The sequence below is a fragment of the Kitasatospora sp. NPDC091335 genome (assembly GCF_044757205.1).
Lineage (GTDB): Bacteria > Actinomycetota > Actinomycetes > Streptomycetales > Streptomycetaceae > Kitasatospora.
The window spans coordinates 516,187-530,263 of the sequence record NZ_JBIVUM010000002.1; the positions used below are offsets into that span (position 1 = coordinate 516,187).

At 73.8% G+C, this 14,077-nt stretch carries 12 protein-coding genes; 5 read left to right on the top strand and 7 right to left on the bottom strand.

From position 1 onward, the window contains the following. Nucleotides 1–295 precede the first annotated feature (295 nt). Nucleotides 296–1,624 carry a S28 family serine protease gene (locus tag ACIQOW_RS07205; RefSeq protein ID WP_401080600.1) on the top strand — a complete coding sequence of 443 codons (1,329 nt, stop codon included), beginning with the start codon at nucleotides 296–298 and terminating at the stop codon, nucleotides 1,622–1,624. A 145-nt stretch (nucleotides 1,625–1,769) separates the two neighbouring features. Further along, nucleotides 1,770–2,171, top strand: coding sequence for a VOC family protein (locus ACIQOW_RS07210; protein ID WP_401080602.1), 402 nt, complete (start codon nucleotides 1,770–1,772; stop codon nucleotides 2,169–2,171). A gap of 5 nt (nucleotides 2,172–2,176) precedes the next feature. Here the strand turns inward: ACIQOW_RS07210 and ACIQOW_RS07215 are convergent, their stop codons facing one another. Then, on the bottom strand, nucleotides 2,177–2,884 hold the full coding sequence (locus ACIQOW_RS07215; RefSeq protein WP_401080604.1) for a helix-turn-helix domain-containing protein: 708 nt from the start codon (nucleotides 2,882–2,884) through the stop codon (nucleotides 2,177–2,179). Between the two features lie 178 nt (nucleotides 2,885–3,062). Further along, nucleotides 3,063–4,577 (bottom strand): MFS transporter, encoded by a 1,515-nt coding sequence (locus ACIQOW_RS07220; RefSeq protein WP_401080606.1) that lies wholly within the window; start codon nucleotides 4,575–4,577, stop codon nucleotides 3,063–3,065. Nucleotides 4,578–4,866: 289 nt separating this feature from the next. On the opposite strand from ACIQOW_RS07220, the gene ACIQOW_RS07225 reads away from it, so the two are divergent. Then, nucleotides 4,867–5,640: a TetR/AcrR family transcriptional regulator C-terminal domain-containing protein gene (locus ACIQOW_RS07225; RefSeq protein ID WP_401080608.1), complete on the top strand. Its 774-nt coding sequence runs from the start codon at nucleotides 4,867–4,869 to the stop codon at nucleotides 5,638–5,640. 72 nt (nucleotides 5,641–5,712) lie between these two features. Here the strand turns inward: ACIQOW_RS07225 and ACIQOW_RS07230 are convergent, their stop codons facing one another. Together ACIQOW_RS07230 and ACIQOW_RS07235 are read right to left on the bottom strand one after the other, a co-directional pair. Then, nucleotides 5,713–6,486, bottom strand: coding sequence for an isocitrate lyase/phosphoenolpyruvate mutase family protein (locus ACIQOW_RS07230; RefSeq protein WP_401080610.1), 774 nt, complete (start codon nucleotides 6,484–6,486; stop codon nucleotides 5,713–5,715). After that, nucleotides 6,483–7,838 carry a hypothetical protein gene (locus ACIQOW_RS07235; RefSeq protein WP_401080612.1) on the bottom strand — a complete coding sequence of 452 codons (1,356 nt, stop codon included), beginning with the start codon at nucleotides 7,836–7,838 and terminating at the stop codon, nucleotides 6,483–6,485. The genes ACIQOW_RS07230 and ACIQOW_RS07235 overlap by 4 nt, the downstream gene beginning before the upstream one ends. A gap of 205 nt (nucleotides 7,839–8,043) precedes the next feature. Between ACIQOW_RS07235 and ACIQOW_RS07240 the strand changes: the two genes are divergently transcribed. Then, nucleotides 8,044–8,739, top strand: a complete 696-nt coding sequence (locus ACIQOW_RS07240; RefSeq protein WP_401080614.1) for an ArsR/SmtB family transcription factor — start codon at nucleotides 8,044–8,046, stop codon at nucleotides 8,737–8,739. Between the two features lie 80 nt (nucleotides 8,740–8,819). Here the strand turns inward: ACIQOW_RS07240 and ACIQOW_RS07245 are convergent, their stop codons facing one another. The 3 genes from ACIQOW_RS07245 to ACIQOW_RS07255 all read right to left on the bottom strand — a co-directional run bounded on the left by ACIQOW_RS07245 (nucleotide 8,820) and on the right by ACIQOW_RS07255 (nucleotide 12,825). Continuing rightward, nucleotides 8,820–9,329, bottom strand: coding sequence for a DinB family protein (locus tag ACIQOW_RS07245; RefSeq protein ID WP_401080616.1), 510 nt, complete (start codon nucleotides 9,327–9,329; stop codon nucleotides 8,820–8,822). Between the two features lie 45 nt (nucleotides 9,330–9,374). Continuing rightward, nucleotides 9,375–10,172 (bottom strand): VOC family protein, encoded by a 798-nt coding sequence (locus tag ACIQOW_RS07250; RefSeq protein ID WP_401080618.1) that lies wholly within the window; start codon nucleotides 10,170–10,172, stop codon nucleotides 9,375–9,377. A 148-nt stretch (nucleotides 10,173–10,320) separates the two neighbouring features. After that, the gene (locus ACIQOW_RS07255) at nucleotides 10,321–12,825 is read right to left on the bottom strand and encodes a germacradienol/geosmin synthase (protein ID WP_401080620.1); all 2,505 of its coding nucleotides are present in this window, start codon (nucleotides 12,823–12,825) and stop codon (nucleotides 10,321–10,323) included. Between the two features lie 467 nt (nucleotides 12,826–13,292). Between ACIQOW_RS07255 and ACIQOW_RS07260 the strand changes: the two genes are divergently transcribed. Beyond that, nucleotides 13,293–13,979: an HhH-GPD-type base excision DNA repair protein gene (locus ACIQOW_RS07260; RefSeq protein WP_401080622.1), complete on the top strand. Its 687-nt coding sequence runs from the start codon at nucleotides 13,293–13,295 to the stop codon at nucleotides 13,977–13,979. Nucleotides 13,980–14,077 lie beyond the last annotated feature (98 nt).

A 14,077-nucleotide genomic window follows, 5' to 3' on the forward strand; every position in this document is an offset into this window, starting at 1 on the left:
GCGGCAGACCGCGAGAGGGTCGGAGCCGACTGACATCCCACTGTCGCAACTGCTCAGGCGAATCCTGCGCAAGGATGCCCACGTACCACTCGTCCGAGTGATGGGGTCACTTCGCGGCAGGGGCGGCATGGCGGCCCCGCCATCGAAGCCGCGACTTCACGGTGCGCCGGCCCGGAGAAAGGCATCTCGACCTGCTGCGGCTCCCTCCCGGGAGGGAGCCGCGGACCCGCCGGGGCGGGATCCGTGGCCGTCGTCGGCCCGGTTGACTCGGGGCATCACGACCGGGGAGGCGACCATGTTGTTCAGGCGTATCGGGCAGGTGCTGGCGCAGGCCACCGTGGCGGTGCTGCTGGCCGGTGTGGCCGCGGGGCCCGCCGCGGCCGCGCAGGAGACGGGACCGGCCGACATCCGGGCGGCCATCGAGGCGGTGCCGGGTCTGCGCGTCGTGGAGGAGCAGCAGGCCGCGAGCGGGTTCCGCTTCTTCGTCCTGACGCTGCACCAGCCCACCGACCACCGGCACCCGGAGAAGGGCGGTTTCGAGCAGCGCCTCACGCTCCTGCACCGGGGCACGGACCGGCCGACCGTGCTGTACACCAGCGGCTACGCCGTCTCCACCGCCCAGTTCCGCGTGGAGCCCACCGAGTTGCTGGACGCCAACCAGGTGAGCACGGAGCAGCGGTTCTTCGGCACCTCCCGGCCCGAGTCCGCGGACTGGACCGACCTCGACATCCGGCAGGCCGCGGCCGACCACCACCGCGTGGTCGAGGCGTTGCGCGCGGTCTACCGGGCGGCCTGGATCTCCACCGGCGGCAGCAAGGGCGGCATGACCACCGTCTACCACCGTCGCTTCTACCCGCAGGACGTGGCCGGCTCGGTCGCCTACTCCGCGCCGAACAACGTCGACGACCACGAGGACTCCGCCTACCTCGACTTCCTGCGCACCGTCGGCACCCCCGAATGCCGCGGCGCCCTCCAGGCCGCCCAGCGTGCCCTGCTGGAGCGCCGCACCGCCCTGGTCGCCGGGTACCAGGCGTGGGCGGACTCCCGGGGCGACGGCTTCCGGCTGGTCGGCAGTGCCGACAAGGCCTTCGAGATCGCCGTGCTGCGGGCACCGTTCATGTTCTGGCAGGGCCGCGGACAGGCCGCCTGCCCGGCCGTGCCGGCTCCGGACGCCTCCGACGACACGCTGTACGGCTGGCTCTCCGACGTCGCCCAACTCCAGGTCTACGCGGACTCGGTGGCGAACGAGTTCGTCCCGTACTTCTACCAGTTGGGCACCCAGCTGGGGTACTTCCCGGTCGAGACGGCCCACCTGGACGGCCTGCTCCGCTACCCCGGCGCCACCGAGCCGCGCACCTTCGTCCCCCGTGACGTCCCGCTGCGCTACCAGCCGCAGGCGATGCGCGACGTGGACCGGTGGGTCCGCACCCACGGTGACCGGCTGATGTTCGTCAACGGCGGCGCCGACCCGTCGGTGGCCGAGCCGTTCCGGCTGGGCCGGGGCTCCCGGGACTCCTACCTGTTCCAGGTGCCGGGGGGCACCCACGCGGCACGCATCGCCAAGCTGCCCGCCGCCGACGCCGCGACGGCGTCGGCCACGCTGCGACGGTGGGCGGCGGTGTAGCGCCCCCGCGCCGCGCACCGGTCCCGGACCCGGCGGGCAGGGCCGGGGCCGGGGCAAGGGCAGGGGCAGGGGCAGGGGCAGGGGCAGCCGCCCGGTGTCCGATTCGTTCAAGACCGGGCGGGCGGGAGCGCCTAGCGTGGCGGGCATGAACAGCACTTCCGCACCGCAGTTCGCCTTCATCGGTCTCGCCGTCTCGGACGTGGCCGCCTCGGTCGCCTTCTACCGGCGGCTGGGGATCGAGTTCCCCGAGGGGGCCGAACGCGAGCCGCACGTCGAGGCCGAGTTGCCCGGCGGGCTGCTCCTGGTGCTCGACGCCGAGTCCACCATCCGGTCGTTCCATCCCTCCTGGCAGCCGCCGAGCGGCGGCACGCGGGCCGCGCTGGCGTTCCGCTGTGCGGGCCCCGCGCAGGTGGACGCGCTGTACGAGGAGCTGACCGGCGCCGGGTACCACGGGGAGCTGGAGCCGTGGGACGCCTTCTGGGGGCAGCGGTACGCCGTGGTGCACGACCCGGACGGCAACGGGGTGGACCTGCTCGCGCCGCTGTAGCGGGACTATCCGAGCAGCAGGGCGGTCACCGGCATGCCCGCCAACTCCCGTACGTCGCGGGCCAGGTGGGCCTGGTCCGCGTAGCCGGCCCGAGCCGCCGTGTCGGCCAGCGGGACGCCGGAGCGGGCCAGGGCGAGGGCGCGCTGCATGCGCAGGATGCGGGCGAGGGTCTTGGGACCGTAGCCGAAGGCGGTCAGTGAGCGGCGGTGCAGCTGGCGGGCTCCGAGGCCGACCGCCTCGGCCGTGGCGGCGACGGACCGTCCGGCGGCGAGCGAGTCGGCCACCGCCCGGATCCGCGGGTCCTCGGGCCGCGCTCCGGCCGCCAGGTGCAGGGCCAGGGACTCCAGCGCGGCGGCCGGGTCGGGGGCCGCGTCGATCCGCTCGGTGAGGCGACGCACCTCGGCGGCAGGCCGCAGATCGGCCAACTCGACGCGGTGGTCCAGCAGTTCGTGCGCGGGGACGCCGAGCAGGGCGGGAGCCGCGCCGGGGCGGAAGCGCACCCCGGCCCAGGGGCCGCGCAGTCCGGGGCCTGGGCGGAAGGCCCGGGTGTCCGGCCCCGCGACCAGCAGCCGCCCCCGCGTCCACAGCAGGTCCATGCAGCCGTCGGGCAGGACGGGGCCGGCCCCGTCGGCGCCCGTACGCCCGAGGGCCTGCTTCGTCCAGACGACCGCGCCGGGCAGCCGGGACGCGCGCTCCAGGTACTCGGAGGACATGACGCGAGGCTACGCGCCGGGCGGGCCGGAGGCGCGCGGACGCCGACCGCCCCGGCCGCACGGGGCGGTCGGGGCGGTCGGGGCGGTCGGGGCGGTCGGGGCGGTCGGGGCGGGGGGCGGTCAGGGCCATGGATCGGGCCATCGGGCCAAGGCCGAAGACCAAGGACCGAGGCCGGGGTCAGGCGACCGGCTCGACGTCCGGCACCGCCGGAGCCTCGGCCCCGCCTCCGGTGGCCTTCCGCGGGTCGCGCATCAGTACCAGGGTGAGCGCCGCGGCCGCGAGGACCGCGATGCCGCCCACCGTGAAGGTGGTGGAGGTGGCGGTGTTGAACGCCTCCCGGGCCGCCGCGACCAGTCCGCCGTCCCCGGTGGAGCCGCCCAGCGCGAGGGCGCCGGTGATGTCGTGGCGGGCGGCGGCGGGGGCGGAGTCGGGCATCGCGCCGGTGTAGGTGCCGGAGAGCACGGTGCCGAGGATGGCCACACCGAGTGCCGCGCCGGACTGCTGGATGGTGTCGTTGAGCGCGGAGCCGACGCCCGCGTGCTCACCGGGGATGGCGCCCATGAGCGCGTTGGCGGCGGCCGGCATGCCGAGGCCGGAGCCGATGCCGAGCACCAGCATGGCCAGGCCGACCTTGGTGAAGCCGTCGCCGACCGAGAGGGTGGCCAGCAGCCCGAAGCCGGCCGCGATGACCAGCATGCCGATCGAGGTGAGCACCCGCGCCGGGACCTTCTTGCCGATCACCGCGCCGATCGCGTTGAACACCAGCGAGGCGATGGCCAGCGGGATGAAGGCGAGGCCGGTGTCGGTGGGCGAGAACTCCAGCACGAACTGGAGGTACTGGGTGAGGACCAGCATCAGTCCGCCGGTGGCGAAGGTCAGCAGGACGAGCGAGAAGCTGGCGCCGGTGAAGACCCGGTTGCGGAACAGCTTGAGCGGAACCATCGGCGAGCCGGTGCGGACCTGGCGGACGGCGAACCCGGTCAGCGCAGCTGCGGCGAGGACGAACCCGCCGAGGGTGCCGGCGCTGGTGAAGCCGTCCCGGGGCAGCACGATGATCGACCAGACCAGCGCCGTCATGCCGACCATCGACAGCACCATGCCCGGCAGGTCGGGCCGGCGCCACGGTCCCTTGGACTCCGGCATCAGCAGCACCGCGGCGAGGATGGCGACCGCCGCGATCGGCACGTTGAGCAGGAAGACCGCGCCCCACCAGAAGTGCGCGATCAGCGCGCCGCCCAGCACCGGACCGCCGACCAGGCCGACCATGGCCACCGCGGTCCAGGCGGCGATCGCCTTCGGGCGCTCCTCGTCGTCGAAGACGGTGATCAGGATCGAGAGCGTGCTCGGCATGACCAGCGCGCCGCCGACGCCCATCAGGACGCGCCCGGCGATCAGTTCACCGGGGCTGCCGGCGTACGCCGCGACCAGCGAGGCGGCGCCGAACAGTGCCAGTCCGACGATCATCACCTTCCGCCGTCCGAAGCGGTCGGAGAGGCTGCCCGAGGTGAGCAGCAGGCCGGCGAAGACCAGGATGTACGAGTCGATGATCCACTGGATGTCCTGTGCCCCGGCCTTGAGGTCCTCCGCGATCGGCGGGATGGACACCGTGAGCACCATGTTGTCGATCACCAGCACCAGGCTGCTGAGACAGAGCACGATCAGAATGAGCCAGCGCTGCGGATGACGTTCCACGGCGTTTCCCCCTTCGAGCTTCGGAATGACGCGCAGGCGGTGGCGGCCGTGGCCGTAGCCGTGACTGTGACCGGTGCCGCGCAGAAGTCGTCGCGGCACACACCGCCCTCCGTCCCCAGGGGAACGGTGTGCGCCACTCCGAACACTGTACGGACTCCGAACACTGTTCGCAATGCCGTACACCGTTCGCACTCCGCACACTGTTCTCCTCGCCGTACACTGTTCGCAGCAACCTGCGGCGAGCTGCGCCGAACCGGACCGGGTCCGGACGATTGGTGAGGAGGGCCCGATGGCGGCCACATCAGAGGGCGGTACGACAGGTACGACAGCAGGCATCCCCACGCCGTGGAACCGCCCCCAGCGGCGACGGGAACAGCCCACCCTCAGCCGGGAGCAGATCGTCGCCGAGGCCTTCGCGCTGCTGGACTCCGACGGCATCGAGGCGCTGAGCATGCGCAAGCTCGCCGCCCGCCTGAACGCCGGCGCGACCTCGCTGTACACCCACGTCTCCAACAAGGACGAACTGCTCGCCCTGGTCGTCGACCAGGTCTTCGGCAGCCTCCCGCTGCCCGGGGCCGAGGGCTCCGAGCAGCCCGGGGCCTGGCGCGCGACGGTCATGGAGCTGGCCGAGAGCATGCGCGCCGCGATCATGCGACACCCGTGGATGGTCTCGGTGATCGGCGACGTCGGGATGATCTACCTCGGCCCCAACTGGATGCGGCTCTCCGAGGCCTTCCTGGTCGTACTGGAGACGGACGGCTTCGAAACCGGCGAGGCGAGCGACGCGATGAGCGCGGTGATGGGCTACACCATCGGGACGGCCTGCGTGGAAGCCTCCTGGGTGAGCGCACTGGCCCGCAGCGGCCAGGACGAGCAGGAGTGGATGGACCAGCTGCTGCCCGCAGTCATCGAGGCCACCAAGGAGTTCCCGCGGCTGCACCGGCTGTACACCACCGAGGTGCCGGAGGAGGTCGCCGCGGGCCGGGACACCAGCTTCACCCGCGGCATCACCGTCATCCTGAACGGGATCGAGGCGTCCCTGACGGCCCGGCGCAAGAGCTGAGCACCCCTCAGCCCCCGCCCCGGACCCCGATGACGGCCGGACACTCCGACCGGCGCCCGCCGAGCACCCCGCTCAACTCCCGCTGAGCGCCTGCACCTCCGCGTACCCGGGTACCGGGGCGACCGGCTCGTCCGCCGCGACGGCCGCCGCCGTGGCCAGCGCCGCCGCCAGCGCCGCGCGGTACAGCAGCGAGCCCAGACTGACCCGGGCCACCCCGAGCGAGGCCAGCTCGGGGAGGCCGGGGCCGGCCGGCGACCAGAGGATGTTGAGCGGGACGGCGAGCTCGCCGACCAACCGGGCGATGACCACGGGATCGGTCAGCCCGGGGACGAACACGCCGTCCGCGCCCGCCTGTTGGTAGGCCGCCAGGCGCCGGAGCGTCTCCGCCTCGGGGGCGTCCTGCCCGCACCAGTACGGGTCGGTGCGGGCGTTCACGAACAGCTCCGGCGCGGCCTGCTTCACCGCCGCGATCTTCGCGGCGTGGCGGTCGGACGGGGTCAGCGTGCCGTCCGCCCGGCCGTCCTCCAAATTGATGCCGACCGCGCCGGCCTTCGCCAACTCGACTGCCAGCCGGGCGACTTCGTCCGGGTCGTCGCTGAACCCGGACTCCGCGTCGACGCTGAGCAGGAAGCCGCGGCGCCCGAGCCGGCGCGCCAGCCGTACGGTCTCCGCGCGGGTGGCGGCGGCGCCGTCGGGCAGGCCGGCGACGGCCGCCACGCCCAGGCTGGTGGTGCCGATCGCGGGGTGGCCCTGGGCGGCGAGGGCGACGGCCGAGGCGTGGTCCCAGGCGTTGGGGAGCAGCAGCGGGTGGCCGGGCCGGTGGTGCAGGGCGGTGAAGGGGGTCATCGGGTCGTCTCCTCCGGCTCGTTCGGGTCACTCGGATCACTCGGGTCACTCGGGCCGTCCGTCAGGCTCCCGACCGGGTCCGTCAGGCTCCCGACCGAGTCCGCGTAGTAGTACCCGGCCCCGGAGACGTGGCAGACGATCTGCCGGAAACTCCAGCCCGTACCCGGCGAGTCGTCCAGCCACTCGTCGGGGAGCGCGGCGACCCGCCGGGACCAGATCCCGGCCAGCCTGGTCAGCCGGCTGCGGGCCTCGTCCAGGTCGGCGGCGGTGAACGGGGCGAGGTCGGCCGGGGTGGTGATGCCGGAGGCGTGCCAGTGGTCCGGCTCGGTCGGCTCTCCGGCCAGCCTGGCCTCCAACTCCGCCAGATGGTCGACGAGATGGTCGGCGATGCGGCGAACCACCTTGTGCGGAGCATAGGTTCGGCCGTCACCGTTGACGACCGGACGGCCGTCCCAGGCCGTCCAGCCGGCCGCCGACGCGAGTACATAGTCGACCATCTCCGGTACCAGCGCGGCGAGTTCGGCCTTTGCCAGGCCCTGCTTCGGCGGCGTGTCGGCGGACGTCCCGGTGTCCGCCGGGTCGGAGGCGCCGTACAGGACGCCCTCCGCGATGACCAGGGCCTGCGAGCGGCCGGGGCAGCCCCGGGGCGGAGCGCCGAAGGTGAGCGCGACGCCCTCCGGCGCACCGGCCTGGGCGGCCCCGATGTCGAGCAGGACCCTGCTCCCGGCCGGTACCGGGACGCCACCGACCTCGGTCGCCCGGGCGGCGAGCCGGCGCATCGTCCGCAGCGGCGGGTCCGCGCGCAGCACGCCGTTCAGCCCGTCCCGGTGCCGGCGGGCGGACTCCACCAGCGCGGCGGTGGCGTCGCAGGCCTGGACGAGCAGGCCGATCCGGTTCGCGGCCGTCTCCTCGTCCCGGTCCCCCATCGCGGGCAGCAGCCGGGCCACCGCCGAGTCCGCCTCCGGGTCGGCCGGCTCGTCGGCGAAGTACGCCCGCGCCACCGTCGCGACGTCCCGCGCCACCGCCTCCGGGTCGGCCAGGCCGAGCTCCGCCGCGAGCACCCGGACGACCCGCAGCCGTACGTCGGGCTCGAAGCCACCGGCCGCGGCCACCCGCAGCCGGGCCGGATCCAGCCGTTCCAGGTCGGCCAGCACCAGCGCCCGGCGCCGGGCGTGCGGCTCGCCCGAACTGAACCGGGCGACGGCGGAGCGCAGCCAGGCCACCGTGCCTGGGGCGGCGCCGGGGGCGGCGGGCAGCGGGACCAGCGCCGGGTCGGCCAGGGCCGCCGTCACGTCGTCGTAGCGGGAGAAGGTCAGGGTCGCCGGGCCGGGGACCACCGTGGTTTCGCTCATGCCGTCATCGTGGTCCCGGGTCGTTTCGGCCCCGGCCGAACCGTGCCGGGGCGACCCTGGAGGCATGTCCCCGGCCCCGCCTCCCCACGCGGCCCCGCCGCTGCGACCGCCCACGACTCCCCACGCGGCCCCGCCTCCGCACCCGCTCCAGCCTCCGCACAGGCCCCCGCCTCCGTCCGAGCCCCCGTGCCCCGACCATGGAGGCATGACGCTCGCCGCCTTCGCCGCCCTGCTCGCCGATCCCACCCGCGCCGCCATCTGCACCGCGCTGCTCGACGGCCGCGCCTGGACGGCCGGCGAACTGGCCCGGCACGCACGCGTCGCACCGTCCACGGCAAGCGAGCACCTGTCCCGGCTGATCGCGGGCGGGCTGCTGGCCGAGGAGCGGCAGGGCCGGCACCGGTACGTCCGGCTGGCCACCCCCGCGGTGGCCACCCTGATCGAGGACCTCACCGTCTTCGCCGAGTCCCGCCCCGGCCCCGCGAGCGCACCCCGCAACCTGGGCGAGGCCACCCGGCTGAGCGCCGAGGCCCGTGCCCGCACCTGCTACGACCACCTGGCCGGGCGCCTCGGCGTGGCCGTCTCGGACGCGCTGCTCGCCCGCGGCCTGGTCACCGAGGAGGGCGGGATCGCCGTCACCGGGCTCGGCCGGGACTGGCTGGCCGCGCAGGGGATCGAGCTGCCGCCGCGCGCGGGCCACCGGGGCGGACGGCCGGTGGTGCGCAGCTGCCTGGACTGGACGGAGCGCCGCAACCACCTGGGCGGGGCGCTGGGCGCGGCGCTCTGCCGGGCCGCCCTGGACCGCGCCTGGGTGGAGCGGATCGGCTCCGGCCGGGCCCTGCGGGTCACCCCGGACGGCGACCTGGCGCTGCGCGGACTCCTCGGTGTGGAACTGCCCTGACGGCGGTCCCGCACCCTCGACACCGCTCAGCCCGCCGACACCCCGCAGCCGGCCGCAGCCCCGCAGCCCGCCGGCACCGCTCAGCCCATCGACTTCGCCCCGTCCAGCGACTCGCGGATGATGTCCGCGTGTCCGGCGTGCTGCGCCGTCTCGGCGATCAGGTGCAGCAGCACCCGCCGGGCCGACCAGGCCGTGCCCGGCGGGAACCAGGGCGCACGCGGCAGTTCGTGGGCGAGGTCGAGGTCGGGCAGGCTCCCGACCAGTTCGTCCGTCCCGCGCGCCACCCGTTCGTACTCGGCGAGCAGCCCGGCCAGTGTGTCGCCCTCCACCATCCTGAACTGGGCCGCCCAGGCCTCCTGGTTGTCGGGGCCGTGCTCCCCGTCCCGGCCCCGTATCCCCTCCGCACCACCGGTCATGAACCGCGCCCAGCGCGCCTCGGCCGCCGCCACGTGCTTGACCAGACCGCCGAGGGTCAGCTCGCTGACCGTGGTGCGCTCCGCCGCCTGCGCGTCGGTGAGGTCACGGGTGGTGCGCCGCAGCAGTCCGCGGTGCTTGTCCAACGTCTCGACGAGTTCCTCGCGCTCACCCACCGGCGGCCGTCCCCGTCGCTCGCCGCCCCGTCGCTCGCCGTTCCATCAGACGTCCGCCGTCTCCGGCTGCTCGCCGACCGTCCGCCCCAGGTCGATCAGCCCGAAGGCCGCGCCCTGCTGGTCGCCGACCGCCGCGAACCGGCCGAACGGGCTGTCCATCGGGCCGAAGTACACCTTGCCGCCGCGCGCCGTCAGACGTGCGATCGCGGCGTCGGTGTCGTCCACCGCGAAGTAGACGCTGATGTACGAGGGCGCCTGGGGCGGCAGGAAGTCGCCCTCCGCCGCCATCCGGCCCAGCACGACCCGCTCGCCGACCTGGAACATCCGGTAGTCGTACTCCCCGCCCGCCATCGTCTTCACGCCGTACGGGAAGACCGCGGGGAAGAAGGCGTCGGCCTGGGCCGGCTCGCGGGTCACCACCTCGGCCCAGCTGTAGGCGCCGGGCTCGCCCTGCTTCTCGAAGCCCTCGTGCCGGCCGGCCTGCCAGACGCCGAACGCCACGCCGGCCGGGTCCCTGGCGATCACCGACGTACCGAAGTCGCCGATCTGCATCGGCCCCATGACCACCTCGCCGCCGTTGGCCCGGATCCGGGCCGCGGTGGCGCCGGCGTCCGGCGAGGCCAGGTACAGGCACCAGGCGGACTTGGCCTCGGCCCCGGGCATCGGCGGCACGATCGCGGCGACCGCCTTGCCGTCCGAGTACGCCTGGGTGTAGTTGCCGTACTCCGACGAGCTCTCGCCGAAGGTCCAGCCCAGCACGTCGCCGTAGAAGGCCTTCGCGCCCTCCAGGTCGGTGAACATCGCGTCGGCCCAACAGGGTGTGCCCTCAGGTAGCGCAGCCATCTCTCTGCCTTCGTGTGTGGCGAAGCGCGCGCCGGGAGGGCGCACGCCGACCCCCGGTTCGCCAGCCTAGCCACGACGCGACGCACCCGCGCGGGATGACCCGCGCGGGTGCGCCCTCCTGTTTTCCCGGTTCCCCGGCGTCAGCCGCTCAGTGCTCCGGCACCGCCCCGCCCGGCAGCAGCCGCAGCGAGGCCGTGCCCAGCCCGGTCGGACCGAGCGGCACCGCACCGGTCGGGACCGCCATGGTCGGCGTCGCCGTGGACGGGGCCTCCGCGGCCCCCGCCGTGGCCGCCCGTCGGGCCTGCGAGGCCTCCGCCAGGTCCCGCTCGGCGCCGAAGTGCCGCTCCAGGTCGGCCGTGCCGTACCGCAGGCACCCTTCGTGCCAGCTCAGAATGCCCGCGAGCCAGTTCTCCAGCTCCACCACGTACCCGTCGAGCAGCTCGCGGGCCGCCGGCTCCAGCCCGAAGTCCTCGTACATGACCGGGAGTTCCTTCCGCGCGACGTGCTGGAACTGGTCCAGCCGCGAGCGCATCAGGTCGTCGACGATCCGGACCCCCGACGCGTAGTCGCAGTTGAAGAAGTTCTGCACCACCAGGACGGCGTTGTGCAGCTCGCCCTCGTACTCGACCTCCTTCTGGTACGAGAAGAGGTCGTTCATCATGCACGCGTAGTCCATCGCGGAGTTCTCCAGCGCGCGCATCGAGCCGTGGTCGTACACCTCCTGCGGCACGGTCCTCCCGTGGCCGAGGCGGGAGAGACTCGTGGTGAGCTCGGAGCCGAAGGTGGAGCGGCGCATCTCCAGGTAGTCCACCGGGTCCGGGATCCGGTTCTGGATCTGGTTGCCCAGCTCCCAGATCCAGCTGTCCAGCATGGCCTCGACCGCCACCCGGAACCGGCCCCTGGCCTCGACGGTCATCGGACCGGCCGTCCGCTCCCAGAGGTCGGCGAGGCCGCGCTCCAGCGCGTTGACGGGCTCCGGCGCGGGGCTGCCGTCCACCGGCATGAACAGCGACAGCCGCGCGTTGGAGGCCTTGGCGCCGCCCAGGTCACGGGTGCGCCCGAAGGCCCGGGGGTAGTAGTCGTCGGCCCAGGTGCCCCAGGCCAACCAGGCCGAGGCGATGTCCAGTTGACCGGCCGTGGCGTCCGGATGGATGCCGGCCGCGCAGAGCGGGAGGTCGTAGTCGCGCATCGACCCGGCGTCCCAGACCCCGGACGCGGGGACGCCGGGCTCGGCCGCCAGCAGTCCCATCCGCCCGGCCCACTCGATCACCCGCTCCCTGGCGCCGTCCAGGTGCGGGCTCAGCCTGAGGTCGTACGGCAGCTCGAACTCGGGCAGCCGGGACGGGCCGACGGCCTGGTACGGAACGTACCCGAACGACCGCGCCCGCCGCACAGCCGGGCCCGCCGCGCTCTCGACCGCCGGCGGCGCGGGCGACTCGGTGCCGACGACCCCCTTGCGCAGGATGTCCAGCGCCGAGGTGCCGATGCCGCCGATCGCGTACTGGTCCCACCAGTTCCCACCCCCGGACCCGCCCGGGAGCCCCGGCAGCCCCGCCGGCGCACCGCCCGAGCCGGGCACCGCCTCACCGCCCGAGCCGCCCGAGCCACCCGAGCCGCCCGTCCCGCCCGTCCTGCCCTGCCTGCCCGAACCCGCCGCCGCCCCACCGCCGTTCATGTACCGGCTGGAGCGCAGGTGCCACTCGTGCCCGCCGGACTGCCAGTCCTGGAGGCCCTTGACGTACGCCGTCACCCGGGCGCGGCCCGCCGGATCGAGCCCGGTCTCCGCGAACAGCACCGGCAGTTCGGTGAACACGGTGTTCTCGAACTGCTGGAGCCGTGAGGTGAGCAGGTCGTTGACCGCCTCGGCGGCTTCCTGGGTGGAGCATTCGAGGAATCGTTCCAGCACCAGGATGCCGTTGCTCAGCTCGCCCTCGTCCTCCACCTCCCGCTGGTACGAGAAGATGTCGTTGCGCAGGTGCACCCCGTCCGAGAAGGCGTCCATCAGCACCCGCAGCGCCCGCGAACCCGACACCTCCTTCGGCACCTCGGCCCCGGCCGCGTACTCGACCAGCTGCGCGGACCAGGGCGCGCCACCGACCTTGCGGCGCATCTCGATGTACTCGACCGGGTTGGCCACCCGGCCCTCGTTGATGTTGGCGAGCTCCCACAGCGACTCGTTGAGCAGGTTCCTGGTGCTCTCGGCGAACCGGATCCGCCAGTCCTCGCCCATCGCCGGCACGGTGCGCCGCCACAGGTCGGCCAGCCCGGCCTCGACCGGGTTCTCCGGCTCGGGCAGCTCGGCGGCCGGGTCGGCGGGCATGAACAGCGGCAGCCGGTCGAGGTGGGCCTTGCCCGCCCCGCGGTCGTTGGTGCGCTTGTACATGTCGAGGAAGTGGTCGTCGAAGAAGAAGACCCACACGTACCAGTCGGTGACCAGCGACAGCGCCTCGGCGGAGGCGTCGGGGTGGGTGTACGCGCAGAGCAGGCCGTAGTCGTGGGCCTCCAGGTCGGCCTGATCCCAGATTCCAGAGCCCTCCAGCATCCCCATCTCCCGGGCCCAGCCGGTGGAATGGGACCGCGCCTCGTCCAGGTGGGGGTTGAGGCGTGCCGGGTGCGGCAGGTAGAAGGACGGCAGTTCGAACGGCTGGGTCACGGCGGTCTGGCCTTTCTGGACGCGTCGATGTGGACCAAGGATGACCCGCCGTCAGCTCGGCGCACCGATACAACAGAATTAGTCATATGAAATGACCCATTGCCCCCACTCAAAACCGCCCGCCCGGCCGAGCGCCCTCCCACCTCCCGCACACCCCCAATGCCCGCCCCCGCACACCGATCCCGCGGTGACGGGCCGGGCCGCGAGGGCGGGGGAGGCGGCGGCGGGAGTCCCGCGGACGAGGAGGAAGGAGGACGGACTCGGACGGGCAGGGGCGCGGGCAAAAAATATTCCGCGCTACCCCGTTCGCCACCCCCGGCAACCGCTCCGCCAACGAACAATGCAGCTCTGACAAGGCCTTGAACAGACAAGACTTCCCCGGCTACGGGCGTGTTGACCGCCTGCGCCAACGTCGCGTCCACCAGACTGGGCGCCGACCCGACGTCAACTCCGAGGAGCGCAAGCCCATGAACGTCACCGTTCGGCTCGCACAGCAGCCCGAGGCCGACGAACTGCTCGGACGGAGTGCGCTCGCCGCGCTCGTCGGCATGCTGCTGGACCAGCAGGTCCCGATGGAGTGGGCGTTCACCGGCCCGCTGACCATCGCCCAGCGCCTCGGCCACGACGACCTGGACGCCCACGAGATCGCCACCTACAACCCGGAGGAGTTCGTCGCCCTCCTCTCCGCGAAACCCGCGGTGCACCGCTATCCGGCCGCGATGGCCAAACGGGTGCAGCAGCTCTGCCAGTTCCTCGTCGCGCAGTACGACGGCGAGGCCGCCGCGCTGTGGAAGAACGTCCGCACCGGCAAGGAACTTCTCAGCCGGCTCAACGCCCTGCCCGGCTTCGGCAAGCAGAAGTCGCAGATCTTCCTGGCCCTGCTAGGCAAGCAGTACGGGGTGCGGCCCGAGGGCTGGCAGGAGGCCGCCGGAGTGTACGGCGAGGAGGGCGCGCACCGCTCGGTCGCCGACATCACCGGGCCCGAATCCCTCACTCTGGTACGGGAGTTCAAGCAGGAGGTGAAGCGCGCCGCGAAGGAGGCCAAGGCCGCGGCCAAGCCGCGCACCACCACCCGTACGACCGCTGCCCAGCCCCCCGCGCACTCTCCCGCCCACACCCCCGCTCACGCCCACGCCCCGACCGGTGCGCGCTGAGACCGGTCGCCCCCGCCGGTCCCGCCGGAGGAGTCCACCGCCGTACGGTCCACCGTCCCAGCACGCGAAGCGGGCCCCGGCCGCACCGCGCGACCGGG